The organism is Nitrososphaera sp., assembly GCF_013388945.1.
Taxonomy (GTDB): Archaea; Thermoproteota; Nitrososphaeria; order Nitrososphaerales; family Nitrososphaeraceae; genus Nitrososphaera.
In genome coordinates this window covers 29191-50784 of sequence record NZ_JACAEH010000016.1, presented here as the reverse complement: position 1 = coordinate 50784, position 21594 = coordinate 29191, and the positions used below count along the sequence as shown (strand labels likewise).

At 54.9% G+C, this 21594-nt stretch carries 29 protein-coding genes and 1 tRNA gene; 15 read left to right on the top strand and 15 right to left on the bottom strand.

From position 1 onward, the window contains the following. The first annotated feature begins 126 nt into the window (after positions 1-126). Positions 127-780: a DUF47 family protein gene (locus tag HXY31_RS08665; RefSeq protein WP_292642027.1), complete on the top strand. Its 654-nt coding sequence runs from the start codon at positions 127-129 to the stop codon at positions 778-780. Between the two features lie 3 nt (positions 781-783). Next, positions 784-1323 carry a tRNA-intron lyase gene (endA, locus tag HXY31_RS08660; protein WP_342817058.1) on the top strand — a complete coding sequence of 180 codons (540 nt, stop codon included), beginning with the start codon at positions 784-786 and terminating at the stop codon, positions 1321-1323. Here endA and HXY31_RS08655 read toward each other — a convergent pair. After that, entirely contained in the window at positions 1320-1925 is a 606-nt protein-coding gene (locus HXY31_RS08655) for a hypothetical protein (RefSeq protein ID WP_292642021.1), read from the bottom strand. The genes endA and HXY31_RS08655 overlap by 4 nt on opposite strands. Positions 1926-2050: 125 nt before the next feature. Between HXY31_RS08655 and HXY31_RS08650 the strand changes: the two genes are divergently transcribed. Next, positions 2051-2284: a hypothetical protein gene (locus tag HXY31_RS08650; protein ID WP_292642018.1), complete on the top strand. Its 234-nt coding sequence runs from the start codon at positions 2051-2053 to the stop codon at positions 2282-2284. On the opposite strand, the gene HXY31_RS08645 is transcribed toward HXY31_RS08650, so the two are convergent. Then, the gene (locus HXY31_RS08645; protein ID WP_292642017.1) at positions 2281-2709 is read right to left on the bottom strand and encodes an HIT family protein; all 429 of its coding nucleotides are present in this window, start codon (positions 2707-2709) and stop codon (positions 2281-2283) included. The genes HXY31_RS08650 and HXY31_RS08645 overlap by 4 nt on opposite strands. Positions 2710-2792: 83 nt before the next feature. On the opposite strand from HXY31_RS08645, the gene HXY31_RS08640 reads away from it, so the two are divergent. Genes HXY31_RS08640 through HXY31_RS08630 form a run of 3 tightly spaced genes read left to right on the top strand, consistent with a single transcriptional unit; the run spans position 2793 to position 6138 of the window. After that, the gene (locus HXY31_RS08640) at positions 2793-2981 is read left to right on the top strand and encodes a hypothetical protein (protein WP_292642014.1); all 189 of its coding nucleotides are present in this window, start codon (positions 2793-2795) and stop codon (positions 2979-2981) included. A gap of 44 nt (positions 2982-3025) precedes the next feature. Beyond that, entirely contained in the window at positions 3026-4708 is a 1683-nt protein-coding gene (gene ilvD, locus HXY31_RS08635; protein ID WP_292642011.1) for a dihydroxy-acid dehydratase, read from the top strand. 47 nt (positions 4709-4755) lie between these two features. Beyond that, positions 4756-6138: a chorismate-binding protein gene (locus tag HXY31_RS08630; RefSeq protein ID WP_292642006.1), complete on the top strand. Its 1383-nt coding sequence runs from the start codon at positions 4756-4758 to the stop codon at positions 6136-6138. Positions 6139-6376: 238 nt separating this feature from the next. Here HXY31_RS08630 and HXY31_RS08625 read toward each other — a convergent pair whose 3' ends face one another. Both HXY31_RS08625 and HXY31_RS08620 read right to left on the bottom strand, forming a co-directional pair. Then, a complete protein-coding gene (locus tag HXY31_RS08625) occupies positions 6377-7717 on the bottom strand; it encodes a pyridoxal-phosphate dependent enzyme (protein WP_292642004.1) in 1341 nt (446 codons plus the stop codon). A gap of 36 nt (positions 7718-7753) precedes the next feature. Further along, on the bottom strand, positions 7754-8017 hold the full coding sequence (locus HXY31_RS08620; RefSeq protein WP_292642003.1) for a hypothetical protein: 264 nt from the start codon (positions 8015-8017) through the stop codon (positions 7754-7756). A gap of 163 nt (positions 8018-8180) precedes the next feature. Here HXY31_RS08620 and HXY31_RS08615 point away from each other — a divergent pair, with 163 nt between their 5' ends. Then, complete coding sequence (locus tag HXY31_RS08615; protein ID WP_292642001.1) at positions 8181-8831, top strand: Snf7 family protein; 651 nt, start codon at positions 8181-8183, stop codon at positions 8829-8831. A gap of 6 nt (positions 8832-8837) precedes the next feature. On the opposite strand, the gene HXY31_RS08610 is transcribed toward HXY31_RS08615, so the two are convergent. From HXY31_RS08610 to bioB, 3 genes are all read right to left on the bottom strand, one after another. Beyond that, a complete protein-coding gene (locus HXY31_RS08610) occupies positions 8838-9170 on the bottom strand; it encodes a hypothetical protein (protein WP_292642000.1) in 333 nt (110 codons plus the stop codon). A gap of 63 nt (positions 9171-9233) precedes the next feature. Beyond that, positions 9234-10391: an aminotransferase class I/II-fold pyridoxal phosphate-dependent enzyme gene (locus HXY31_RS08605; RefSeq protein ID WP_292641997.1), complete on the bottom strand. Its 1158-nt coding sequence runs from the start codon at positions 10389-10391 to the stop codon at positions 9234-9236. Then, on the bottom strand, positions 10372-11346 hold the full coding sequence (bioB, locus tag HXY31_RS08600; protein ID WP_292641995.1) for a biotin synthase BioB: 975 nt from the start codon (positions 11344-11346) through the stop codon (positions 10372-10374). The genes HXY31_RS08605 and bioB overlap by 20 nt, the downstream gene beginning before the upstream one ends. A 608-nt stretch (positions 11347-11954) precedes the next feature. On the opposite strand from bioB, the gene HXY31_RS08595 reads away from it, so the two are divergent. Beyond that, the gene (locus HXY31_RS08595) at positions 11955-12554 is read left to right on the top strand and encodes a recombinase family protein (protein WP_292641992.1); all 600 of its coding nucleotides are present in this window, start codon (positions 11955-11957) and stop codon (positions 12552-12554) included. On the opposite strand, the gene bioA is transcribed toward HXY31_RS08595, so the two are convergent. Continuing rightward, positions 12555-13889, bottom strand: coding sequence for an adenosylmethionine--8-amino-7-oxononanoate transaminase (bioA, locus tag HXY31_RS08590; RefSeq protein ID WP_292641989.1), 1335 nt, complete (start codon positions 13887-13889; stop codon positions 12555-12557). Positions 13890-13920: 31 nt separating this feature from the next. On the opposite strand from bioA, the gene bioD reads away from it, so the two are divergent. Further along, positions 13921-14625 carry a dethiobiotin synthase gene (gene bioD, locus HXY31_RS08585; protein ID WP_292641987.1) on the top strand — a complete coding sequence of 235 codons (705 nt, stop codon included), beginning with the start codon at positions 13921-13923 and terminating at the stop codon, positions 14623-14625. Here the strand turns inward: bioD and HXY31_RS08580 are convergent. After that, positions 14622-15149 carry a hypothetical protein gene (locus tag HXY31_RS08580; protein ID WP_292641984.1) on the bottom strand — a complete coding sequence of 176 codons (528 nt, stop codon included), beginning with the start codon at positions 15147-15149 and terminating at the stop codon, positions 14622-14624. The genes bioD and HXY31_RS08580 overlap by 4 nt on opposite strands. A gap of 52 nt (positions 15150-15201) precedes the next feature. Here HXY31_RS08580 and HXY31_RS08575 point away from each other — a divergent pair, with 52 nt between their 5' ends. The 6 genes from HXY31_RS08575 (at position 15202) to HXY31_RS08550 (ending at position 19248) form a co-directional block, all read left to right on the top strand. Then, positions 15202-15627, top strand: a complete 426-nt coding sequence (locus HXY31_RS08575) for a hypothetical protein (RefSeq protein WP_292641981.1) — start codon at positions 15202-15204, stop codon at positions 15625-15627. A gap of 149 nt (positions 15628-15776) precedes the next feature. Next, the gene (locus tag HXY31_RS08570) at positions 15777-16472 is read left to right on the top strand and encodes a nucleotidyltransferase family protein (protein ID WP_366933091.1); all 696 of its coding nucleotides are present in this window, start codon (positions 15777-15779) and stop codon (positions 16470-16472) included. Next, on the top strand, positions 16469-17434 hold the full coding sequence (locus tag HXY31_RS08565; protein WP_292641977.1) for an LLM class flavin-dependent oxidoreductase: 966 nt from the start codon (positions 16469-16471) through the stop codon (positions 17432-17434). The genes HXY31_RS08570 and HXY31_RS08565 overlap by 4 nt, the downstream gene beginning before the upstream one ends. Position 17435: 1 nt before the next feature. Next, a complete protein-coding gene (locus tag HXY31_RS08560; protein WP_292641974.1) occupies positions 17436-18527 on the top strand; it encodes a thiolase family protein in 1092 nt (363 codons plus the stop codon). Further along, positions 18517-18852: a zinc ribbon domain-containing protein gene (locus HXY31_RS08555; protein WP_292641972.1), complete on the top strand. Its 336-nt coding sequence runs from the start codon at positions 18517-18519 to the stop codon at positions 18850-18852. Before HXY31_RS08560 ends, HXY31_RS08555 begins: the two co-directional genes overlap by 11 nt. 36 nt (positions 18853-18888) lie before the next feature. Further along, positions 18889-19248 (top strand): hypothetical protein, encoded by a 360-nt coding sequence (locus tag HXY31_RS08550; protein ID WP_292641969.1) that lies wholly within the window; start codon positions 18889-18891, stop codon positions 19246-19248. Positions 19249-19275: 27 nt separating this feature from the next. Here HXY31_RS08550 and HXY31_RS08545 read toward each other — a convergent pair whose 3' ends face one another. From HXY31_RS08545 to HXY31_RS08520, 6 genes are all read right to left on the bottom strand, one after another. After that, positions 19276-19719, bottom strand: a complete 444-nt coding sequence (locus HXY31_RS08545; RefSeq protein WP_292641966.1) for a hypothetical protein — start codon at positions 19717-19719, stop codon at positions 19276-19278. A 53-nt stretch (positions 19720-19772) separates the two neighbouring features. Beyond that, positions 19773-19882 (bottom strand) — tRNA-Asn (locus tag HXY31_RS08540). 66 nt (positions 19883-19948) lie between these two features. Then, positions 19949-20503, bottom strand: coding sequence for a 50S ribosomal protein L6 (locus HXY31_RS08535; protein WP_292641964.1), 555 nt, complete (start codon positions 20501-20503; stop codon positions 19949-19951). Next, positions 20487-20879: a 30S ribosomal protein S8 gene (locus tag HXY31_RS08530; RefSeq protein WP_292641961.1), complete on the bottom strand. Its 393-nt coding sequence runs from the start codon at positions 20877-20879 to the stop codon at positions 20487-20489. The genes HXY31_RS08535 and HXY31_RS08530 overlap by 17 nt, the downstream gene beginning before the upstream one ends. A gap of 9 nt (positions 20880-20888) precedes the next feature. Beyond that, positions 20889-21068 carry a 30S ribosomal protein S14 gene (locus HXY31_RS08525; RefSeq protein ID WP_292641958.1) on the bottom strand — a complete coding sequence of 60 codons (180 nt, stop codon included), beginning with the start codon at positions 21066-21068 and terminating at the stop codon, positions 20889-20891. Beyond that, positions 21069-21593, bottom strand: coding sequence for a 50S ribosomal protein L5 (locus tag HXY31_RS08520; protein WP_292642057.1), 525 nt, complete (start codon positions 21591-21593; stop codon positions 21069-21071). Between the last annotated feature and the right edge of the window lies 1 nt (position 21594).

The following is a 21594-nucleotide window of genomic DNA, read 5'->3' as shown; positions in this document are numbered from 1 at the left end:
GCGTGCCGGCAAAGTAATCTGTTGTGCACGTAATTTCTAGAGGCTCGTTCCAAAATATTGCACTGCGCTCTCATTATAGAGCGTTATCAAAAGGATTATTAGCCAGCCGGACTTGTCAGTGTGCAAATGTACAGCGGGGAACTTGAAGTCCAGGCCAAAAGAAAGGCCCTGGCCGTTTTGCAGGACGAAATAAGCAAGATACTGAACTCTTCCCGCGACCTTTCCGCACTGACAACCTCGCTTGTCAGGGGCGACGACAAGGACATGCAGGTCTGCCTTGAGCGCATGCGCAACACCGAAGAAGAGGTGGAAAACCTCCGGCGCAACATCACACGCGAAGTCGCAGAGATAGGCGGGCTCATGGCCCACCGCGAGGACATACTGAGGACCGCCTACCTTGTAGACGACATCGCCGGCTATATCAGCGGCATCGCTTTCAGGATAGCAAACATGAAGGGCGCGGCCCTCAAGAAGGCCCAGTGCGACGCCGACCTCGAGCACCTCGTGGGAATGGTGGTTGAAGCGATTTTCAAGCTGAACGAGATGGGCAGGGCGCTTTCGATAAACCCTGCGACCACGATAGAGCTTGCCCAGGAAGTGCAGAGGCTCGAGCGCCAGGTCGACGCCAAGTACAGGGCGATGATAATCAAGGCCCTTGGCAACATACCTGACACCAAGGACCTGCTGCTTTTCAAGGACGCTGTCGAAGGCATAGAGGGCGTGGTGGACAAGTGCCAGGAAGCCTCAGACTCGTTCACCATACTTGCGCTTGGAATGTAAATGATAAAGGGAAGGCTCGTCGGCAGCAGAATAGTCGTCTGGGACATAAACGATTCACGGCAGCTGTACGGCTCGGGCTACTACGGCAAGCCGATTGGCGTCCCAAAGCCAAAGGGGACCGAGTTTGACGCGCCGCTTGTCCTTGACCTCATGGAAGGGTGCTACCTCGCAGAAAAGGGAAGGCTGAAAATATCGCAGCCAGACGGCAAAGCTGTCACGCCGGCAGAGATAAAAAAGATCTGCAAAAAACAGTACGTGGACTTTGACGACAAATACCTAGTTTTTCTGGACCTTCGCGGGAAAGGCTACGTCGTGACTCCGGGGATAAAATTTGGCTGCGACTTTGCTGTCTATGAAAGGGGCCCGGGAATAGACCACGCGCCGTACCTTGTACAGGTGTTCAGGCCAACCGACGAACTTACCGCCACGGGCGTGGTGCTTGCCGGCAGGCTTGCGACGACTGTCAAAAAGCAGTTCATACTTGCAATCCCGAAGGCAGGCAAGGCAGTCGACTATGTCGGCTTTGACTGGTGGCGCGCCTAGCCTTCTTTTCTTGGCAGGTCGAACTTGACGAAATTCTCGCCAGATATCGTCAACTTGGCTGAGAGCTTGTCGGAACCTTGCTCGAGCCAGCCCTTGTAGCGTATCGAGTTTTTCACGATGTCAGTCACGCTGGGCTTTTTCTCGTTGACCTCCTCGTAGCACGAGAGGACCTCGCCGTATTTCACTTCCGGCTGCTTGTTGAACTTTGTAATATAGTAGGCAAACACGGCGGCCTTTTCATAGTGGTTTGCAGGCTTTTTCTCTGCGTAGAACTCGCGCAGGCCGGGCTTGTCCTTGGACGGTTTCAGGTCGACCGGTATCGGCGGGATGGTCGCGGCGATGCGCGGGGCGTGCTTGGCAGGGGCGGCCTTTTGCTCTGGCGCTGCAGGGACTTCCTGCACCTCGGGAAGCGCCGCCTGAGCCTGCGCCTTTAGCGCGACCTGGACCTGGAGGCCGCTTGCGATTGCCTCCCTGACCGCCGCCTTGAATATCTCCTCGAACCTGTCGAGGTGCTTGTCCACAAAGCTCTCCTTGCCCTCAAGTTCCACAATCCCTTCCTTGACGTTTATGGTAAACCTTGCCTCTGAAGTTCCCGAGCTCATCCCGCACTAGCTGTGCCGAGGTTTTTAATTAATTTGGTGGTGCAACCGAGCAACCCTGATGTTAAAAAATGCGAACTTGGTTCCGGCTCTCTTAAATACACGCGCCGTCAATTAGATGCGCTGGAATGTTTTCGGTAAAAAAACTTGGCAAAAACGGCATGTGGGGGACGGTCAGCCTGATAGACCAGAACGGGTCGTTCAGGGGCGAGGCAAAGTTTGAGACCCGCAAGGAAGCCGAAGAGTACATGAAGATATACAAGCAGAGGATGAAAAAGCCGGTAGAGGTCAAGGTCTTTGACGACTCGCCGGAACCTGCGCCTGAGCCCGAGCCAAAGCCAAAAGCGCACAAAAAGCGCTAGCCCAGACCGTTTACCTTTTTCCCTATCTTTTCAGCAAGCGCGGCGAGCTCTCTCATCTCGGCGACCCGCCTTGCGGGCCACTTGCCGTCGGGGCTGTCGTCTGCAAAGCGCGGGATTACGTGAACGTGGACGTGTGGCACTATCTGGTTTGCCGCAATGCCGTTGTTCTGGCCTATGTTAAAGCCGTCTGCACCAACTGCCGACACGACGGCCTTTGCCACGGCAGGAACGGCTGCATACAGCCTGCCCACTTCTGCCGGCGGCATATGCAGGAGCGTGTCATAGTGCTTTACCGGGATAACAAGCGTGTGCCCCTTGTTTATCGGATACTTGTCCATTATCACCACGAAATCCTGGTCGCGGTAGACCTGCGCGCTTGGGATCTCGCCGGCTATTATAGAGCAGAATATGCACGAGTTTGGCATTTGTCGTTGATGACCATGCGTGCACGTTTATTCCTTGCTGCAAAAGACCAATTCTTAAATACCCCAGCTCCCCGACTTTTATCATGGCAGAGACCGTGGAACTTGAGGATTTTGACCTGACCTTCACGTTCAAGTGCCCCAAGTGCGACTACCTGAACGAGGAGGTCTCTGCCCGGGACATGTCGTCAGGAAACGCCGAGTGCGGCATGTGCGAGACCATTTTCAGGGTCGAGGGCCTCGACGCCGTCAAGGTCACTGCGACTCTTGACTGAGAAAGTCGAGAATCTTAAAATATGCTCTGCGAGCCCACACCATCATGGAGCTTCCAAGCAGAAAGGTTCTGGAGGGCACTGCAAGGGCGCCTCACAGGGCGATGTACAAGGCGATGGGCCTGACCGACGAAGACCTGAACAGGCCGATGATAGGCGTCTCTTCGACTTGCAACGAGGCAACGCCCTGCAACATACACCTGGGCCAGCTGGCACAGAGCGCCAAGAGGGGGGTCAGCGACTCGGGCGCGACCCCGCGCGAGTTTACCGCTATTGCAGTGTCAGACGGCATAGCCATGGGCCACGAGGGCATGAAGGCCTCGCTTGTAAGCAGGGAGATCATCGCCGATTCTATTGAAGTCATGATGAGGGCGCACGGCTACGACGGCCTCGTGGGGATATCGGGGTGCGACAAGAGCCTGCCCGGAACCCTGATTGCAATGGCTCGCCTTAACCTGCCGTCGATATTTGTCTACGGCGGAACCATAATGCCTGGCGAGTGGAACGGCAAGCAGGTGACAGTCCAGGACGTGTACGAGGCGGTAGGCGCCTACGACTCTGGTAAAATGACATTACAGGAGCTCTTGAGCCTTGAAAACGTGGCGTGTCCTGCCGCAGGCTCGTGCGCAGGCATGTACACCGCAAACACGATGGCGTCGGTGAGCGAGGCAATAGGCATGTCACTTCCGGGGAGCGCGTCGCCTCCGGCAGAAAGCGAAAGGCGCCACGAGATATGCTACAACACCGGCAAGTCTGTCATGAGCCTTATCGACGCAAACATCAGGCCCCGGGACATCATGACCTACGAAGCGTTTGAAAACGCGATAATGATGGCAAACGCCATCGGAGGCTCTACAAACGCTGTCCTGCACCTGCTTGCGATAGCAAAGGAAGCGCGCGTAAAGCTGACACTCAACGACTTTGAGCGGATACGCAAGCGCACGCCCCACATCGCAGACATGAGGCCGGGCGGCATGTACGTCATGCTGGACCTTGACAAGATAGGCGGAGTTCCAGTGATACTGAACGCGCTCTTGAAAAAGGGCCTGCTCAACGGCGACGTGATGACAGTCACCGGCAAGACGATGAAGCAGAACATAGAGTCGATGACTTTTGACCTGAGCCAGGGCAAGGAAAAGGTGGTCAGGCGATTGGAAGAGCCGATAAGCTCAGAAGGCACGCTCAAGATACTGCGGGGCTCGCTTGCGCCCGGCGGCGCGGTGGTAAAGGTGGCAGGCGTAAAGAGCAAAAAGTTTGCCGGCCGCGCGCGCGTCTTTAACAGCGAAGAGGAGGCGTTTGACGCCGTGTCAAAGCGCAAGATTGTGGAAGGCGACGTCGTGGTCATCCGCTACGAGGGGCCAAAGGGCGGGCCGGGAATGCGCGAGATGCTATCCACGACCGCTGCTATAGTCGGCCAGGGACTTGGCGAGAAGGTGGCGATGGTGACCGACGGCAGGTTCTCCGGAGCCACGCGCGGATTCATGATAGGCCACGTGGCGCCGGAGGCGATGGTCGGAGGCCCGATAGCACTTGTAAAGGAAGGCGACCAGATTGTGATAGACACCGCAAAAAGCAAGATAGACCTGCTCGTTTCAAAGGCCGAGCTTGCAAGGCGCGCCAAAAAGTGGAAGCCGATAAAGCCAAGGTACACGACGGGCGCGCTTGCAAAATACGCATCGCTTGTCCAGTCGGCCACCGTCGGCGCTATAACGACGCCTGTCGGCAGCTGAACCTTTAAATGGCAATCAGGCAGAGTAGCAGGAGAGAATGAACAAAGGTGGTAGCTTTTGGCCGGCAGCGGCTTGGCAGGGTCAAGGTACGCAAGCTAGCCACCGCTGACGACCAGTTCTCCCTTTTCAAAAAGATCTACTCGCTCTACGACCACGCCTTCATACTCGAGTCTCTCATAGGCCCCAAGGAACTTGCCGAGATGTCAGTCATTGGCTTTGACCCCGAAGTCACAGTCACGTGCGACTTTCGCTCTTTTGTAGTCAGGGACCGGCGGGGCCGGACAAAAAAGTACAAGGTGACAGAGCCACTTTCGCAGCTGCGCAAGCTCGTTCCGCGCGTCAGCGACGCAAGCTCGCGCTACATCGGCGGCGCGGTAGGCTACATCAGCTACGACGCCGTCAGGTTCTGGGAGCGCCTGCCTGTAGACAGGAAAAAGGGCAAGAACAGTTTTCCCGTGATGGAGTTTGGCGTCTACCACGACGGCATACTGTACAACCACAAGGAGAACCAGGCCTACTACTTTTACCTTGGAAAGTCGCGCCTTGAAGAGATAGAGCGCAAGATAGCCAAGGCTACTGCAAGCCCGACGCACTTTTCGCACACAGAGCCGGCTAGGAACATGACAGAGGAACACTTTGTCGACATTGTCAAGAAGGCCAAGAAATACGTCTACGACGGCGACGTGTTCCAGGTGGTGCTTGCCAAGAACATGAAGTTCGAGGTGGAAGGCGATCTCTTGCGCTTTTACGAGGCCCTCCGGGAAGTCAACCCCTCGCCCTACATGTACCTTCTAAAGTCCGGCAGGCGCTGCATAATCGGCTCAAGCCCGGAGATGCTCCTCCGCGTGACTGGAAGCCACGTCGAGACCTTCCCGATAGCAGGCACGCGGCCTATAACCGGCGACGAGGCCAAAAACGAGGAGATGCGCAAGGACCTGCTCAAGGACGAAAAAGAGCTTGCCGAGCACACGATGCTTGTTGACCTTGCACGGAACGACGTGGGCCGCGTCTGCGACTTTGGCACGGTCAAGGTCGACGAACTCATGACAGTCAAGCGCTTCAGCCACGTCCAGCACATAGTTTCGCACGTGACAGGTGACCTGAAAAAGTCCTTTGACTCGTACGACGCGCTGAAAGCTGTATTTCCGGCCGGCACGGTCTCCGGGGCGCCCAAGGTGAGGGCAATGGAAGTCATAGACGAGCTCGAGCCAGACCTGAGAGGTCCGTATGCCGGCGCGCTTGGCTATTTCTCGTTCAACGGCTCGTGCGACTTTGCGATAACCATACGCTCGCTCTTTGTCGACGGCAAGAAGGCATACATCCAGTCGGGTGCCGGAATAGTCATGGACTCTGACCCTGAGCGCGAGTGGGACGAGACCGAGCACAAGGCCGGCGCCATGCTGTCTGCACTGAAAAAGGCCAGCGGCTAGCTTTTCGCTCAATTTCACCTGCGCCGTAACCACCATTTTGCACCCCTACCGTGCATGCCGGGCGCCCAAAACCGTATGCCGGCATGCGCCGGCGGCAAACGCGGCTGGCAAAACCAGAAAAATCATAATGCTATCTGGTTATTGCAATTGTAATGATAGAAATGATATGATACTATAAACATCGTTGCAATATGGAATAGTTGATAATGTAGCGACGTAGACTGGTGCAAATGAAAAATCAGTGGCTTGTAGGCGGCCTTGCAAACATGTTCGTCGCGTCAGTGTGGTAGTTGACTGCAAGCGACGGATCCTTCTGCCTGCCTGTGAGTATGCCAACGACCACATCGTCTTTCTTGACGACTCCTTCCTTGCGGAGCTTTCTCACTCCTGCCGGCACGGCGCCTGAGGCCATCTCACAGTCAAAGCCGTTGAGCCCCACAATCGACATGCCGTCGCTCATCTCCTTGTCGCTCACCTGCACGACGACTCCTTTTGTAAAGTCAAGCGCGCGAAGCGCCTTTGCGATGTTGGCCGGCCTCCCTATCTGTATGGCAGTTGCGTGCGTCTTTGGCCTTATGCCCTTCTTGTCCTGGTAGGCGTAGTAGCGGTCCACCATCGCAAGGTCTGGCCTCCCGCCGTTCCAGGCCAGTTTCTTGTCCTCAAACTTGCCGTTGTAAAGCTCGTACAGCGTGTTGGCGCCCTCTGCGTTAACAACAGCTATCCTTGGGACCTTCTTTATCCATCCCCACTCGTAGAGCTCCATGAGGGCCTTTCCGCAGCTTGAAGTGTTGCCGAGCGCGCCGCCGGGGTACACTATCCAGTCAGGCGGGTTCCAGTCAAGGTGCTCCATGACCCTGTAGACGATTGTCTTCTGGCCCTCTATGCGGAACGGGTTTACAGAATTGACAGTATAACCGCCTGTTGCAGCCGCGTTTTTCAGCGACGTTGCGAGCGCGTCGTCAAAGTTGCCGGGCACCTGTATGACCTGGGCTCCAAACTGGAAGGCCTGCCCGAGCTTGCCCGGCGCTATCTCGCCCTTTGGGATATACACGTCGCACTCCATGTTCTCGTTTGCCGCATACATGGCAGCAGACGCCGACGTGTTGCCAGTTGAGGCGCAGATTATCTTTTTGACCCCTAGCATCTTGGCGTGCGTGACAGCTGTTGACATGCCGTTGTCCTTGAACGAGCCGGACGGGTTGTAGCCTTCAGGCTGCAGGAAAAAGTTGTCGTGGCCCATGTCGGCATAGTCGGCGGCTTTGCTCATCTTGTAGGGCTTGGACAGCCTACCTTCTGCGCCGTCAAGCGACACGATTACACGCGCACATTCGTCAAAGTTTTCAGTGTCCATGCCGGCGAAATTTATCAGGTCCCGGAAGCGCCAGACGCCCGACTCGTTGTATATGTTGGTGCCGTGGTTGCGCCTCTGGTAGAACACGTTGACGAGGTCGCGGCTGGGCTTTTTGTCGTATTTTATGTCAAGCAGCGAGCCGCAGGTGCACCTGTACGTGTCGTTTGCGATGCCGTATGTCTTGCCGCAATCCGGGTTGATGCATTTTTTGACGGCGCTTTGCGCCATGAAGTTGAGACGTTCTTGGTTGCTATTTAGGTGTTTTTACTTTTTGGCGTTCTTTTCATACATCTTTAGCAACTGCTGGACGACGCCATCCATGTCGTCCTCGCGCACTTCGGGCGAGACTGCGTGCTTTAGGAGGTTGCTTATCGTGGATGATATCTCGGAGCTGACCTCGTCGAAACTGTCGACGTCGCTGTAGCTTTGCTGGTAAAGCCTGCGCAGCTTCATCGCGTACATCTGCGTCTGCTCGTTTATGGTGACGCTGTAGCTGCGGTTGTTCACCTTTATCTTCTCCTTTATCATCCGCGCTTACCGGGGTTTTGGGTGTTTAAAATACTTGTTGCCACATTTTTCTGCCGCATGAGAGCGGCTGTCACCGCGAGTCTGTGTAACCGTGGTTACACCGCATGGCAGTACAGCGGGCCTTTTAGTCGCACCCAGCAAGACTGGCTAGGTACCAGTTAGAATGTCATTTGGTAACAAATGGGTCAAAACCGAAGGCGCAGGCGTAGGACACAGGCTGATAGAGGGGATCAAGCCGCAGGCCCCGCTCAAGCCAAGAATAGAGGAGGCACAGAAGAAGCTGCAGATGCAGATATCAAAACTAGACTCGATATCTGGCAGGATAAACGAGAAGGACCAACTTATCTTCAAGCGCATAGTCATTGCGATGCAGAGCCACGACGCACAGCACGCGCGCGTCCTTTCAGGCGAGCTTTCGCAGGTCCGCAAGATGGGCAAGATGATAAGCTCGGCAAAACTCGCGCTGGAACAGATACAGCTCAGGCTGAACACGATAACAGAACTTGGCGACGTTGTAGTCACGCTCAGCCCGGCAATGTCTGTCATCAAGGGGCTCCAGGGCGGGCTCACGGGCATGATGCCAGAGGCCGACCAGTCGTTCTCGCAGATTTCGGACCTGCTTGGCAGCATCATGACCGACTCGGGCCAGATACCTGCAGGCGAGATAGGTAGCTTCACGGCGGTCAACGAGGACACGGCGAGGATAATGGAAGAGGCAAGCGCAATCGTGGAAATGAACATGAAGAGCAAGTTCCCCGACCTGCCCTCGACCACGAGCTCGCAAAAGTCCGCCGAGGAAGCAGCGGGCTTTTAAGTCCCTCTACTTTTTTATCCCTGCAATTTTTTGCAACTGCTTTTTTATCCTTGATATCGTGGGGTAGCTGTAGCCTTTCTCGCGGTACGTGCGTATCATCACCTTCCAGTTGTGGAGCCTCCACTTTGCCTGATCCGCGCTAAGAAGGTGGGTCTCCCTCTTTACCATGCTCTTTCTTCCCGGCATAAGGTATCCGCCTGCAGCAGCAGAATACCTGTTAAACGCAAAGCGGAGTCCAAACAGCAGGTCCTGCGCAGGCAGAGTGTTGATGTATGTGGCAAGCTCTTTTGCCTGCTCGTCTGTCACCTTGATCTTGAACGTAAAGTCCTTCGCAGGCACGGTATTCTTTGAAAATACTTGTTAATTAACTTTATTTCTAAACTCGAGTTTAGAAATATGTGCTCAGACAAGACCTGTTTTCCTGCCTGCAGATGCAAATGCGTCAAGCGCAGATTCCAGGTGGCCCTTTTCGTGCATGGCAGTAAGGGAGACGCGCAGCCTGGCAGAGCCTTTCTTGACTGTAGGGTAGCGCACGGCCTGGGCAAAGGCACCGTACCTTAGCAGCTCCTGCGAAAACGCAAGCGCCTTTTTTTCGTCGCCAATTATGACAGGGATTATCTGGCTTGACGAGTTGCCTAGCGTGAACCCTTTCTTTTTCAGGCCGGATGCAAAAAACCTGATGTTTGCATAGAGCCTTTTTTGCAGCAGGCCTTTTTTCGCTATCGGGACTGCAGTCGTTGCAGCGGCGCAGAGGTGGTCGGGCAGCGCAGATGTGTAGATGAACTGCCTCGACGTGTTTATGAGGACGTCCCTGACCCTTTCGCTTGAGGCAACGTATCCGCCAAAGCAGCCAAGCCCCTTGCTGAGGCTGCTGATGTGCACGTCAACATCGACGCCGAGGCTTGCAGGGATGCCTGAAAACCCTGGCCCAAAGACAAAGTCGCCGTGGGCGTCGTCGACAATCGTCATCGCACCGTGTTCCTGCGCGACCTCGCAGATCTGCCTGAGGTCCGCGGTATCTCCATCCATGCTGAACACGCCTTCTGTTATCACGACTTTTCTCCCTTGCACGCGCATGAGCCTGTCAAGGTGCGCCGCGTCGTTGTGCCTGAACACCTGCACGCGCGCCCCGCTCAGCCTGCACGCGTCGATTATGCTTGCATGGTTCAGCTCGTCGCTAAAGATGGTCGTTTTACTGTCGGCAAGGGCCGTGACTGCGCCAAGGTTTGCCATGTATCCTGTGGGGTATACAAGCGCCGCCTCTGTCCGGCGGTGCCGGGCAAGGATTTCTTCCAGTTTTTCGATGGCAGGGTCGTTTCCGGCTATGAGGCGGGAGCTGGCCTGCGAGACGTGCTTTAACGCCCTGGCGGCGGCCTTTACCACGCGCCTGTCCTGGGACAGCCCGAGGTAGTCGTTAGAGCACAGGTGTATTGCCTTTTTGGCGTTAACGACGGCGACTGGACCTTTGACAACGACGCTCTTCAAAGTCCGGTACAGGTTGTCTGCTTTTATCGAGTCCAGCCTTTCGTCGGTAAAATCGTCACTTTGCCTTGAGACCAATCTCTCTTATCATCGCGATGTCCTTGTTGGGCTCGTTGCCGCCAGTGGTGAGGTAACCGCCAGTGATAATCCCATTGGCGCCGGCCTTCAGTGCCATCCGCTCCTTGTCCTTGAGGTGGACCTCTCGCCCGCCGCCAATCTTGAGTATCGTCTTTGGCATGACAAACCGCCACACCGCTATCGTCTTTATGGCGTCAAGCGGGTCTATAGTCCCCATGCCTTCCATCGGCGTGCCTTCCCTGCCGATGAGTATGTTCATCGGCACCTCGTCGGGGTTCAGACCTGCAATGGAAAACGCAAGTTCTATCCTCTGCCTTGCAGACTCGCCCATGCCTATAATGCCTCCGCAGCAAAGCTCTAGGCCCGCCTCTTTGACTATCTTTGCCGTATTTACGCGGTCTGCAAAGTCATGGGTCGTGCATATCTTTGAAAAGTAGCTCTCTGCCGCTTCCAGGTTGTGGTTGTAGCGTTTCACCCCAAGCTCTTTGAGGCGCCTTGCCCTCTCTGGCGTCATAAACCCGAGGGAGACGTTGACCTCGGTCCCGACCTGCTTCTTTATCTCGACAATCGCGTCGCAGATCTGCTCAAAATCCTTTTCCGGCGGCGACCTGTACGCGCATACGAGGCAGAAACTTGTAGCGCCGCCGTCTCGGGCCATCCTGGCGTTTTGCACCAGCTGCTCGGTTGACAGGAGCGGGTACTTGTTGATGCCGGTTTCGTAAAAGGTCGACTGGGCACAAAAGCTGCAGTCCTCCGGGCACCTGCCGGACTTGGCGTTTATCAGAGCTTCGACGTCGACTACGTCGCCGTTGAATTTCCTTGTAATGGCGTTGGCGCATTCTGCAAGCGTCATTACGTCGTCTGTCGCAAGCAGTCGCTCGGCTTCTGCAAATGTTATTCTGCCGCCCGCAAGCACTTTTTCCATGCAGGCAGCGATAAAAGCAGAATCTGACATTTTTGAAACGATGTTGTAAACTCGTAATTAAAAGTTTGGTTTACAACTGGGCCAAAAACGGCAATATTTCAAAACTCGAATTTAGAAATATGGGGCAAAAACACGCGTAAAATCGTCTATTGACAAATGGCGGTTTTGGATGTCAAGGTGGGGTCCCGGCGTCTGTTTCTGGCAGTTGGTGCAGCCTGGTCTGGCTCCTGGCGCGGCATGGCAAAACTTGCAATTAACAAAAGTCTGGTAGGTGCTGCAAAATGATTGCAAGGTGGGGGACCCGACACTTGTCGCCATCCTGCATTTTTGGCCGTCCGGGGCGGGGGTTTGGTAGCGATTTTCTGCCGTTTACGGCCGCGGCGTTTCTTGCTGCTAGCGTCCTTGCTGGCAAATACGACAAAATGCGGAAAAACCGAAAATCGGCGCCGCGGGCAGCCGGCCAGAAGCGGCTAAAAAGCGGTCCTTTTCTATATTGGCTGAAAACCATCCCCGTTTTTTTACTCTTGATTTCAGGGCGCCGTCATCTTTGCCGTTCAATAACTCCAGCTGCCCTTTTTGAACAGTTTATCGTCCTTTTTTGACAAACCCTCTGTTAAGGCATCCTTGCAAGAAACGCCATGAAATACGCGTTTGCATACCTCCGGGTGAGCACCGAGGAGCAGACGGTGCAGAACCAGAGACTTGTCCTTGATAAGTGGGCGCAGGACGGCGGCTACCAGATCCTTGACTTTTTCGAAGATTCTGCCGTTTCCGGCAGGGTTCCGGCGACCCAGAGGAGGGGTTTCCGCGACATGCTTGAACTTGTTAAATCGGCGCAGGTGGACGCCGTGCTGGTCTACGAGCTGTCGAGGGTGGGCAGGACATTCTGGGACACGCTTGACGCCATAAAGGCCATCGAGCAGTATGCGCCGCTCATCTCATGCTCTCCAAGGGAGTCGTTCCTGCAGACGACGGAGCCAAGCGTGAGAAAGCTGATGATAGGAATACTCACGTGGGTCGCAGAGAGGGAGCGAGAGATGCTTGTGCAGAGGACGAAAGACGGCATGGAGCGCGCGCGTGCTGCAGGAAAAGGCATAGGCCGGCCGCAGAAAATCCTTGACAAGGACAGGCTCATAGCGATGCTTGCAGAAAACCAGTCAAAGGCGACGATTGCCCGGTCGCTTGGCGTTTCAAAGGCGACGCTGTACAAGGAACTGCGCCAGATAAGCCAAAAGTAGCTACAGTTTTTCGGCCTTTTTTGCCAGTTCCAGGTGGGTGTCCACCAGCTTTTCCAGGCTGTTCCTGTCGATTGCAAGCGGCGGTATTACGACCATGATGTTGCCAAGCGTCCTGAGGTGCACACCCATCCTGAGCGACTCTCGTGCGACGAACTGCCCGAACCTCTCCTTCTTGAGGTAGAGCGGCTTGCCGTTTCTTGCCAGCTCTATGCCTGCAAGCAGGCCCTTATGCCTGACGTCTGCCACTATGCCTATTTCTTCGAATTCGCGCATCCTTGACTGCAGGTACTGCGAATTATCCTTAATCTGTTGCATCAGGTTGCGCTTTTCGTAGAGTTCAAGGTTTGCAAGCGCGGCCGCGCAGCCGACAGGGTGGCCGGTGAACGTGTGGCCGTGGTAGAGATGTTTGTTCTCAGAATATTTCCCCAAGAACGCGTCGTAGACTTCTTTTCTTGCAAGCGCGACTGCCAGAGGGAAATACCCTGCAGTGAGCGCCTTTCCAAAGCAGACGATGTCGGGCTTTGACCTTTGCGCCGTGTACTCTGTCATGTTGCCGAGCCTCCCAAAGCCGGTGGCAATCTCGTCAAGTATCAAAAGCGTGTCGTGCTTTTCGCACAGCTCCGACATTTTCTTCTGGTATCTGTCAGGGTAAATGACCACACCGCCGGCTATCTGCGCGCCAGATTCCATCACAAGCGCCGCACATTTGCCTCGCAATTTCCTCAACGTCTTCTCGGTCTGTTCGAGGCAGTGCTCCACCAGGTCGCGCTCGTCTTCAAACCCGCTTTTGTACAGGAGCGGGCCTGGGACCCTGTGCACTTTTTTCAGAATCGGCCTGTACGCGCCAAAAAACTGCTCGATGTAGCCTACCGACATGGCACCTGCAGTGTCGCCGTGATAGCCTCGCTCAAGCGAGACAAACTCTTTTCTCGGCTTTCCCCTGTTGCGCCAGTACTGCAGCGCCATCTTCATCGCCGCCTCTATTGCAGTCGAGCCGTTGTCCGTGTAAAACACGCGGTCCATCCCCTTTGCAAGTTTCACCAGCTTCTCTGCAAGCGCAGTCGAGGGCCCGCTTGCAAGCCCGAAAAGCGTCGAGTGCTGCAGCTTGCTCAGCTGGTCGCGCATTGCGTCTACGACCTCGTTTGGCCCGTGGCCCCATACGTTGCACCACATGCTGGCTGTCCCGTCGAGGTAGCGCCGCCCCTCGCTGTCTACCAGGTAAAAGCCCTCTCCCCTCACTATCACCCTGTTGTCGCTCCTCTCCCACTCGCTCATCTGGGTATAGGGGTGCCACACAAACCGCTTGTCTGCCTCGTCGAGGCGTGGGCCGCTCAATTCAGTTAAATCCAACCGTGCCATCTATCTAATGATTTCCATGAAAGGCGTGTTTGTGACTGGGACAGGGACAGGGGTCGGCAAGACGCTTGTCTCTGCAGGGCTTGCCTGGGCGCTGAGAAAGCGCAACGTGGACGTTGCGGCAACCAAGCCCTTTGCAACTGGAAAGAAGGTGTATTCATCAAAATACAAATCGCACGACACCGCGATGCTTGCAGAGGCGTCAGGCGCGACGGAATCTGACGAGGAGCTGAACCCCTTCTTTTTCAAGGTCCCTGCCGCACCGCTCATGGCCGCGCAGGTCCTGAAAAAACCTGCAGCCGACGTACACGGCGCGCTTTTCCCTCTGAAAAAGCTCGGCATAAAGCATGGCTTTGTGGTGGTGGAGGGCATAGGTGGCATAATGGTGCCCCTGACAGAAAGCGAGTTTGTCGCGGATTTTGCCCGGCTTCTGGGCCTGCCTGTAGTCATAGTCACGACGCCAAAGCTCGGAACCATGAACCACACCCTTCTCACTGTCAGGGTGTGCAGGGAGTTTGGCCTTGACATCGCCGGCCTGATAGTCAACATGATGCCGCAAAAACCGGATGCGGTAGAGAAAAATACGCCCCAGATGCTGCAGCGCCTTGCGTCTGTTCCGCTCCTTGCCACCGTGCCTCTCATGAAAAAGCCGAACTACAAGCAGGCCGCAGGCGCGCTTGAAAGGCAGGGCGCAGTCGACAGGATACTTGGCTAGCCGTGCAGCATCTTCAAGCTGCTGACTCCCTTGTCCTGCAAGAACGCGCGGATGTCAGATATTATGGAAGAATATTTGCCATTTAGCGCATAGTTTTTGTGATCCGTGTCGATGGGTCTTGCGGAAACGACCCACAGGTTGTCCGGGACTGGCTGTACCTTTTCTGCCTCCCTCACGCGCTGTAAAGTGCCGTCCTTGACCACCTGGATTACCAGAGACTTTGAAGGGTCTTTTGCAAGGCTTTTCACAGATGGGACGACGACGCTTATCTCGACGCCGTTTACCGTCACCTTTCTTTCGGAAGGCAAAAGCGACGCGGTGAGCATGAAGTGCAGGAGCGCCTCGCAAAGGGTACCCAGAGTCTCGTCGTCTGTCTGGCTGCCAAGCGCCCTGACGCATTTTTCAGTAATTTCCTCGCAGTACCTCTTGGACGCGGAAACGTCTGCAGACACCTCTGCCCTTATCTTGCCACGCCCGATTCCGTCTATGACAGAATACAGCACTTCCTTGACATCTGCAGACAACGCTCTCTTGGAACAGAGTAGGTTTATTAAATCTGATTGCGATAATTTTGTAATGTCCAAGGTGCAGGTTTCAGTAGGGCTCCTTGCAGTTTCTCTGGCCCTCTTGATAATATACGGCGCAGACGCAGCCGCCGCTGCCTCAAGCCCAAGTGGCACAGGATTTCTTCCGCTTGACGAGGCGACGCGCGGAGCGGGCCTGGGCGGAGGCGCTGTCATAATGTCCATAGCGGCGTTTGTGATTGCACGAAAAGAACCGTCCGGCATAATAACAGCACTTTTGTTCGTGAACGGCGGACTCATAATAGCAGGTATGCTCGTGCTCATCGGACAGGGCGCGCTTGCCTCCGAGAATGCCGAAGGCGCCATGCGCACCATCAGTTCCACTATTGCTATGGGCGCAATACTGGTGGGCCTCGGCGGATGGAAGGCTGCAACTGACAGGCGCGTAGCCGGCAGAAAAGAGCAGGCAACGAGGTAGTTGCCTTCCTGCTCGCGCTGTGGCGCAAAAGTTGACAGGATCCACAGCTGCGTCCACACCGGCGACAGAGAAGTGTGCACCGAGTGCTACCAGCAGATCCACTGGCTCCTGACCGAGCCAGATAATGTTTTATAACAAACAAGCGTCAAATGAAAACCGTGAAGGCAGTTATTCTTGCAGGAGGCTTTGGCAAGCGTCTGAGGCCATTGACCGACGAGATGCCAAAACCCATGATAGAGGTCCTCAACCTCCCGATAATAGAGTGGCAGATAAAGTGGCTTGCAAGCAACGGCATCAAGGAATTCATCATCTGCGTAGGCTACCTGAAAGAACACATCATAAACCACATAGGCAGCGGAAGCAGGCTTGGAGTTAAAGTGGGGTACGCGGTTGAGGAAGAACCGCTCGGTACTGGCGGCGCGCTCAAGAACGCGGAAGGGTTGCTGTCAGGCCAGAAAGAGTTTTTCATGGTAAACGGCGACATACTGACAAACCTAGACCCCAAGATGCTGCGAGACAGCGGAAGCTCGCACTCGCTTGCGCTGGTGCCGCTCAGGAGCCCCTACGGCGTGGTCGAGGTGGACAAGAACGCCAAGGTATTAGGCTTTGTTGAAAAGCCTAGGATAAAGGACAAGTGGATAAACGCCGGCGTCTACCATTTTGAAAGCGAGATCTTTTCGTACCTGCCAGACAGCGGCAACATAGAAGTAACGGCATTGCCCGCGCTGGCAAAGGAGGGCAAGCTCAAGTCTGCCCTCTACGAGGACGTCTTCTGGCGCTCGATTGACTCGCACAAGGACATCGAAGAGGCCGCCAAGGAAATGCAGGCTGCGCACATCTCATGAGGGTAGGATACAGCCTCGGGCCACTGCTTTCTGCCAGCGAGGTGCTCACCTGTGCAAGGCTTGCCGACGCAAAGGACGATGTCGATTCTGTGTGGGTTCCAGAATCGTGGGGCCGCGAGTCGTTTGCGACACTTGGCGCTATTTCGCAGATAACAAAAAGAGTCAGGCTGGGGACATCCATAGTCAGCATATTTTCGAGGACGCCTGCGACTGTTGCGATGGGCGCAGCCACGCTTGACATGCTTTCTGGCAACAGGGCAGTTATTGGCGTAGGCTCGAGTACGGAGGCAATTGTGGAGAACTGGCACGGCGCCAAGTTTGAAAAGCCTGTCAGCAGGATGCGCGAGTTTGTAGAGTGCCTCAACCTCATGACCTCCGGCGAAAGGGTCAACTATGATGGAAAATTCTTCAGGGCAAGCAATTTCAAGATGCTGAATTCGCCAACAAGAAAGCACGTACCCGTCTTCATGGCTGCGGTGAACAAGAAAATGGTATCGCTTGCGTGCGAGCTTGCAGACGGCGTCATACTTTACTTGCGGCCTCTTGACGAGCTGAAAAAGACCGTTGCAGAAATAAGGCGGGCCAGTGCCGGCAGGCAGTTTGAGATAGCGCTTTCTCTCATCTGCGCCGTGTCTGATGATGATCCGGAAGACGCGCGCAGGCGCGCGGCAAAGACTCTTGCGTTCTACGTCGCAGTCGGAAAATACTACAGCAAGTTTCTCGCAGAAAACGGCTTTGCCGCCGAAGTGGAAAAAATAAAGCAAGAGTACGGCAAGGGAGGCAACGGAACAAATGCTGTGACAGACAGGATGCTCGACTCGCTTTCCGTGTGCGGGACGCGCCAGGACTGCAGAAAGGCACTGTCAAGGTTTGTTGAAGCAGGCGTCACCCTGCCCATAATGCAGGTCAACCCTGTAAAGGACGCAGAAGGTTCATTTAGGGAAATGTTGTCAACCTTTTAGATTGCCAAGGGTAGCTATCGCCTCGGCCTCCTCGTCTCAGTTCACAAAAGAGTCGGGCAAATCCATATTCGAGCTTGCCTGCGAGCCTTCTATCAAAGTTCTCCTGGAAAGCGGGATAGGCAAACAGGTGGACGCGGTTCTGGTGTCCACCTGTGCTACCGACCAGTACAGCTCGACCATCGTCTCTGAAATGCTTGGCATAAAACCAAAAGTATCGCACAGGGTCGACAACCTCTGCAATTCCGGCACAAACGCCATCGCGTCCGCGTACTCGCTCATAGCGTCTGGCCTGTGCGAATCGGCGCTTGTTGTTGGCGTTGAAAAGGCGACAAGCGCGGGAAACAGGCTCGTCTGGGACCTTACCAGGGGTTCGTTCAACTTTCCAGTCCACTGGGCGTCCATGTTTGCCCGGGCACACATGAGACGGTACGGCACGACTGAGGAACAGATGGCGCAGGTGTCTGTCAAGAACCACAAAAATGCAGCAAAAAACCCTAACGCGCTGTTCCGCAAGCCCGTGAGCCTGCACGACGTCATGAATTCAAAAAAAATAGCCGACCCCATAAAACTGCTAGACTGCTCTGCCCCGTGCGACGGGGCGTCTGCAGTGCTTTTGTTTTCAGAAAAAAAGGCAAAAAAAACAGAGGAACCTGTCTGGATAAACGGGATAGGCCAGCAGACAAACGGGGCCAGCTTTGCAAGCGCCGGCGACCTTACGGAGCTTGACACCGCAAGAAAGGCGGCAAAAGAAGCGTATTCGATGGCCGGGATAAAGCCGTCACAGGTCGACATTGCCGAGCTGCACGACGCGTTTACGATACTTGAGATAATCGCCTACGAGGATGTCGGGTTTGCTCCAAGGGGCAAGGGGGGCAGGTTCGTCGATCAGGACGAAATTGCCATCAACACACGCGGCGGCATACTCGGCTGCGGCCATCCAGTCGGCGCAACCGGCGTAGCACAAGTAACAGAAGTCGCGTTACAACTTCAGGGGCGCGCAGGCAAGAGGCAGGTCGGCGGATGCAGGACCGGCATTGTGCACAACCTTGCAGCCGCAGGGTCTTCTGCGACGGTGATGGTGCTTGGAGTCTGAATTCACGCAGCACCTCAAGCAGGGAGAGTTCAGGATCCCTGTGTGCACAAAGTGCGGGAAAAAAGCATGGCCTCCTTCTTCGACATGCTCGGAATGCTATTCCCGGACCGCACTGAAAAAAGTCAGCAACAGGGGCGTGCTTGTCGAGTTTGCCACGTCGCATCTGCGCGGGCATGAAGGCGTGTTTGGCATCGTGCAGATGGATGGGTTCAGGCTGGTCGGCTCGTTTGAAAGCGCGGATCTCTCCGAAGGCATGGACGTGCGCATGATAGAATGTGGTATGAAGGATGGTACGCCGTACTATCTCTTTGCGCCTGAAAAATGAATGCTTATTAATGCTAGTGAGACATCAACTCTGTACATGAGTTATGACCGGTTTGTCGACGAGAGGCTCCTGACAAGCAGGGACGCGCTCAACCACATGCAGATAAAGATAAAACTAGTCGAGATAGACGAGGGCGCAAGGGACCTGTCGCGCCGGTTTGGAAACAGGGTGCTTGTGAAAAAAGTCCTGCTCACGATAAAGTACACCGCGACACAGGAAGTCGAAGAGCGCGAGCTTGACATCGAAGAGATTGAAAAGAGGATGAAAAAAGAAAGACTGTTCAGTTCAACTAACAGGTGGGTCGCATCGACTGACATCAAGAACGGCTACGTAGTGGCTGCAAAACACGTGGACCTTCTTGCAGACGCGGTGGCCCTTGACATCATCAAGGTCTAAGTATTTCAAAATTCGAGTTCTGAAATATTATGAAATAGGCCGCTTGAGCCACACCCTTATCGTTTCTGCCCAGAACGCCACTGCGCCTGCGACTGCAAAGCCAAGCGCAAAGACGTCGAGCCTTTCAAAGTTGACGACAAGGTACGCGGCAAGCATGGTTGTGAAAAACGCGGCAAAAAAGAGGAGCCGCGGGACTGCCCTGCCGCCGACGTTGACAAACGCCTGCAGCACGCCCACCTGCACCTTCTGGATGACGTAATACCTGCCGTGCTCGTCCTGTTCTACCAGGACAAGCTCAACCAGCTTGTCTATGTGGTACTGTGCAACACTTGGGCTTGAAAACGACAGGTCGCGCTGCACCTCTCTCACGCCGACCGGCTCCTTGCGCCTTATCATGTACATGTAGACCTGCAGGGTCTTGCCCTTCAGCTGGTCCTCCACCCTGTCAGCCGGCAAGTCGTCCTTGCTCAATAACCAGTACGCGTGATTTGGAAATGCTATAAAGCTATCGTATGGAAAATACATGGCGCCGCTGACCAGACTCGAACTGGTGACCCACTGGTTAACAGCCAGTTAAGCTCCGAAGCACAATATTGCGCTTTGAATTTGCTCTACCATGCTGAGCTACAGCGGCGCAGATATACGCAAATTCCATGCACAATATAATGTTTTTGAGCAGGCGCAAAAATGGAGGGGGCCCTTACATGCCCTCTTCGCGAGAGTAGACGTACAGCCCGTCTAGGAAGACGCGCTGGTCCTTGTCCTTTATCTTGGTGGACTGCTCGATGTTGGCCGCAGTCTGCGAGACGTCTTCAAGGCTCGGGCCCTTGATGACCACGTCTTCTCCCTGGACCTCTACCTTCGTCGCGTCGCCCTGGATCCTGGCCACGCGGGCGGACCTTTCGCCGAAAAAGTTCTCCACGTGCACTTCCTTGCCCTTTACCTTGACAGATATCGGAAAGTGCGCAAAGATAACCTTGACCTTGTAAGTGTAGCCCTTCTCGACGCCCTTTATCATGCTCTGGACGATGCTCCTGACGGTGTTTGTCACTGCAAGGTCGCGCTTTCTCTTGCCGTACGGCTTTATCGTGACCTTGTCGTTTTCTATCGTTATAGTGACCGGGACCTTGAGCAGGTCTTTCTTGACCGTGCCGAGCTTGCCCTTGGCTACCAGGTATGACCCTTCCTTTGTCACCTTGACGCCGGCGGGGATCTTGACCTCTGCCATTATCTCTTGCTCAGTAGACGTAGCCAACTAGGACTCCTCCCAGACCCTGCGCCTGCGCCTCGTGGTGCGACATTATGCCCTTGCTGGTCGAGACAAGCAGTATGCCCATGCTGTACGCAGGAAGGAACTGCCTCTCCCAGTCAAAGTACTTGTCCTTTTTCACCGAAAAGCGCGGCGTGATTATGCCGCACTTGTTTATTTTCGCCAAAAGCTGCACGCGGAACTTGCCCGCCCTGCCGTCGTCAATCTGCTCAAATTCTCCGATGTAGTGGTGCTTTTGCATCACCTTCAGGACCTCGCTTGAGAACTTGGACGCAGGAAGTACCATGCACTCCCTCTTCCTCCTGGTCTCGTTGTTGTATATCGTCGTGAACATGTTTGAAAGGACGTTTAGCGCCGGCATCCCATACACCTACTCGTACTTGACGAACCCCAGGCTGTTTGCCACTTCCCTGAAACACTGCCTGCAAAGCATCAGGTTGTAACTTCTGACGAGGCCGTTATATGAACCGCACCTTTTGCACCAGCGGGTTCCCCTGCCGTGCGCCAGCTTTTTCCTTCCGGTTGTTTCGTAGTCTCTCGGCTTTGGCATCTAGGCTACCTCCACTCCAAACTGCTGCTTGAAAAACTCGATAGCTTCCTGCTTGTTTATCCTGTGGGTCTTGCCTATTTTCGCCCGCTTGCGGCTCTTCCTTGCTATCCTGTATCCTGGCCTCACAAGAACGACGTTTATGTCCATACCGAAAATGCCTATCTCCGGGTTGTACTTTGTGCCGGGGATGTCGATGTGCTCGTGCACGCCCAGAGAAAAGTTGCCAAAGTTGTCAAACGAGGACTCTTTGAGCACGTTCTTTTTCGCCGCAAGTGCGCGCTTTAGAAACTCCAGGGCCTCTTCGCGCCTCAAAGTCACCATCGCGCCTATCGGCTCGCCCTGGTGGATGCCAAAGTCGCGCACGGTCTTTTTCGCGCCCCTGACTGCCGGCGTGTGACCTGTCAATTCAGTCAAGGCTTTCTTGGCCTTTTCCATCGGCTCGCCGGACTTGCCGACGCCGATGTTGATAACTACCTTGTCCACCGCAATCCTTTTCATGCTTTTTTCCATGACTTGCTCGCTTATT

What these genes read in the sequence shown, in the direction of transcription:
- HXY31_RS08525 (WP_292641958.1), bottom strand. Translation starts at nt 21,068, where the DNA reads ATGCCAAAGCCGAGAGACTACGAAACAACCGGAAGGAAAAAGCTGGCG.
- HXY31_RS08645 (WP_292642017.1), bottom strand. Translation starts at nt 2,709, where the DNA reads ATGCCAAACTCGTGCATATTCTGCTCTATAATAGCCGGCGAGATCCCA.
- HXY31_RS08625 (WP_292642004.1), bottom strand. Translation starts at nt 7,717, where the DNA reads ATGGCGCAAAGCGCCGTCAAAAAATGCATCAACCCGGATTGCGGCAAG.
- bioD (WP_292641987.1), top strand. Translation starts at nt 13,921, where the DNA reads ATGATTTCCATGAAAGGCGTGTTTGTGACTGGGACAGGGACAGGGGTC.
- HXY31_RS08640 (WP_292642014.1), top strand. Translation starts at nt 2,793, where the DNA reads ATGGCAGAGACCGTGGAACTTGAGGATTTTGACCTGACCTTCACGTTC.
- HXY31_RS08570 (WP_366933091.1), top strand. Translation starts at nt 15,777, where the DNA reads ATGAAAACCGTGAAGGCAGTTATTCTTGCAGGAGGCTTTGGCAAGCGT.
- HXY31_RS08530 (WP_292641961.1), bottom strand. Translation starts at nt 20,879, where the DNA reads ATGCCGGCGCTAAACGTCCTTTCAAACATGTTCACGACGATATACAAC.
- HXY31_RS08620 (WP_292642003.1), bottom strand. Translation starts at nt 8,017, where the DNA reads ATGATAAAGGAGAAGATAAAGGTGAACAACCGCAGCTACAGCGTCACC.
- bioB (WP_292641995.1), bottom strand. Translation starts at nt 11,346, where the DNA reads ATGTCAGATTCTGCTTTTATCGCTGCCTGCATGGAAAAAGTGCTTGCG.
- ilvD (WP_292642011.1), top strand. Translation starts at nt 3,026, where the DNA reads ATGGAGCTTCCAAGCAGAAAGGTTCTGGAGGGCACTGCAAGGGCGCCT.
- HXY31_RS08565 (WP_292641977.1), top strand. Translation starts at nt 16,469, where the DNA reads ATGAGGGTAGGATACAGCCTCGGGCCACTGCTTTCTGCCAGCGAGGTG.
- HXY31_RS08615 (WP_292642001.1), top strand. Translation starts at nt 8,181, where the DNA reads ATGTCATTTGGTAACAAATGGGTCAAAACCGAAGGCGCAGGCGTAGGA.
- HXY31_RS08550 (WP_292641969.1), top strand. Translation starts at nt 18,889, where the DNA reads ATGAGTTATGACCGGTTTGTCGACGAGAGGCTCCTGACAAGCAGGGAC.
- HXY31_RS08665 (WP_292642027.1), top strand. Translation starts at nt 127, where the DNA reads ATGTACAGCGGGGAACTTGAAGTCCAGGCCAAAAGAAAGGCCCTGGCC.
- HXY31_RS08650 (WP_292642018.1), top strand. Translation starts at nt 2,051, where the DNA reads ATGTTTTCGGTAAAAAAACTTGGCAAAAACGGCATGTGGGGGACGGTC.
- HXY31_RS08655 (WP_292642021.1), bottom strand. Translation starts at nt 1,925, where the DNA reads ATGAGCTCGGGAACTTCAGAGGCAAGGTTTACCATAAACGTCAAGGAA.
- HXY31_RS08575 (WP_292641981.1), top strand. Translation starts at nt 15,202, where the DNA reads ATGTCCAAGGTGCAGGTTTCAGTAGGGCTCCTTGCAGTTTCTCTGGCC.
- HXY31_RS08595 (WP_292641992.1), top strand. Translation starts at nt 11,955, where the DNA reads ATGAAATACGCGTTTGCATACCTCCGGGTGAGCACCGAGGAGCAGACG.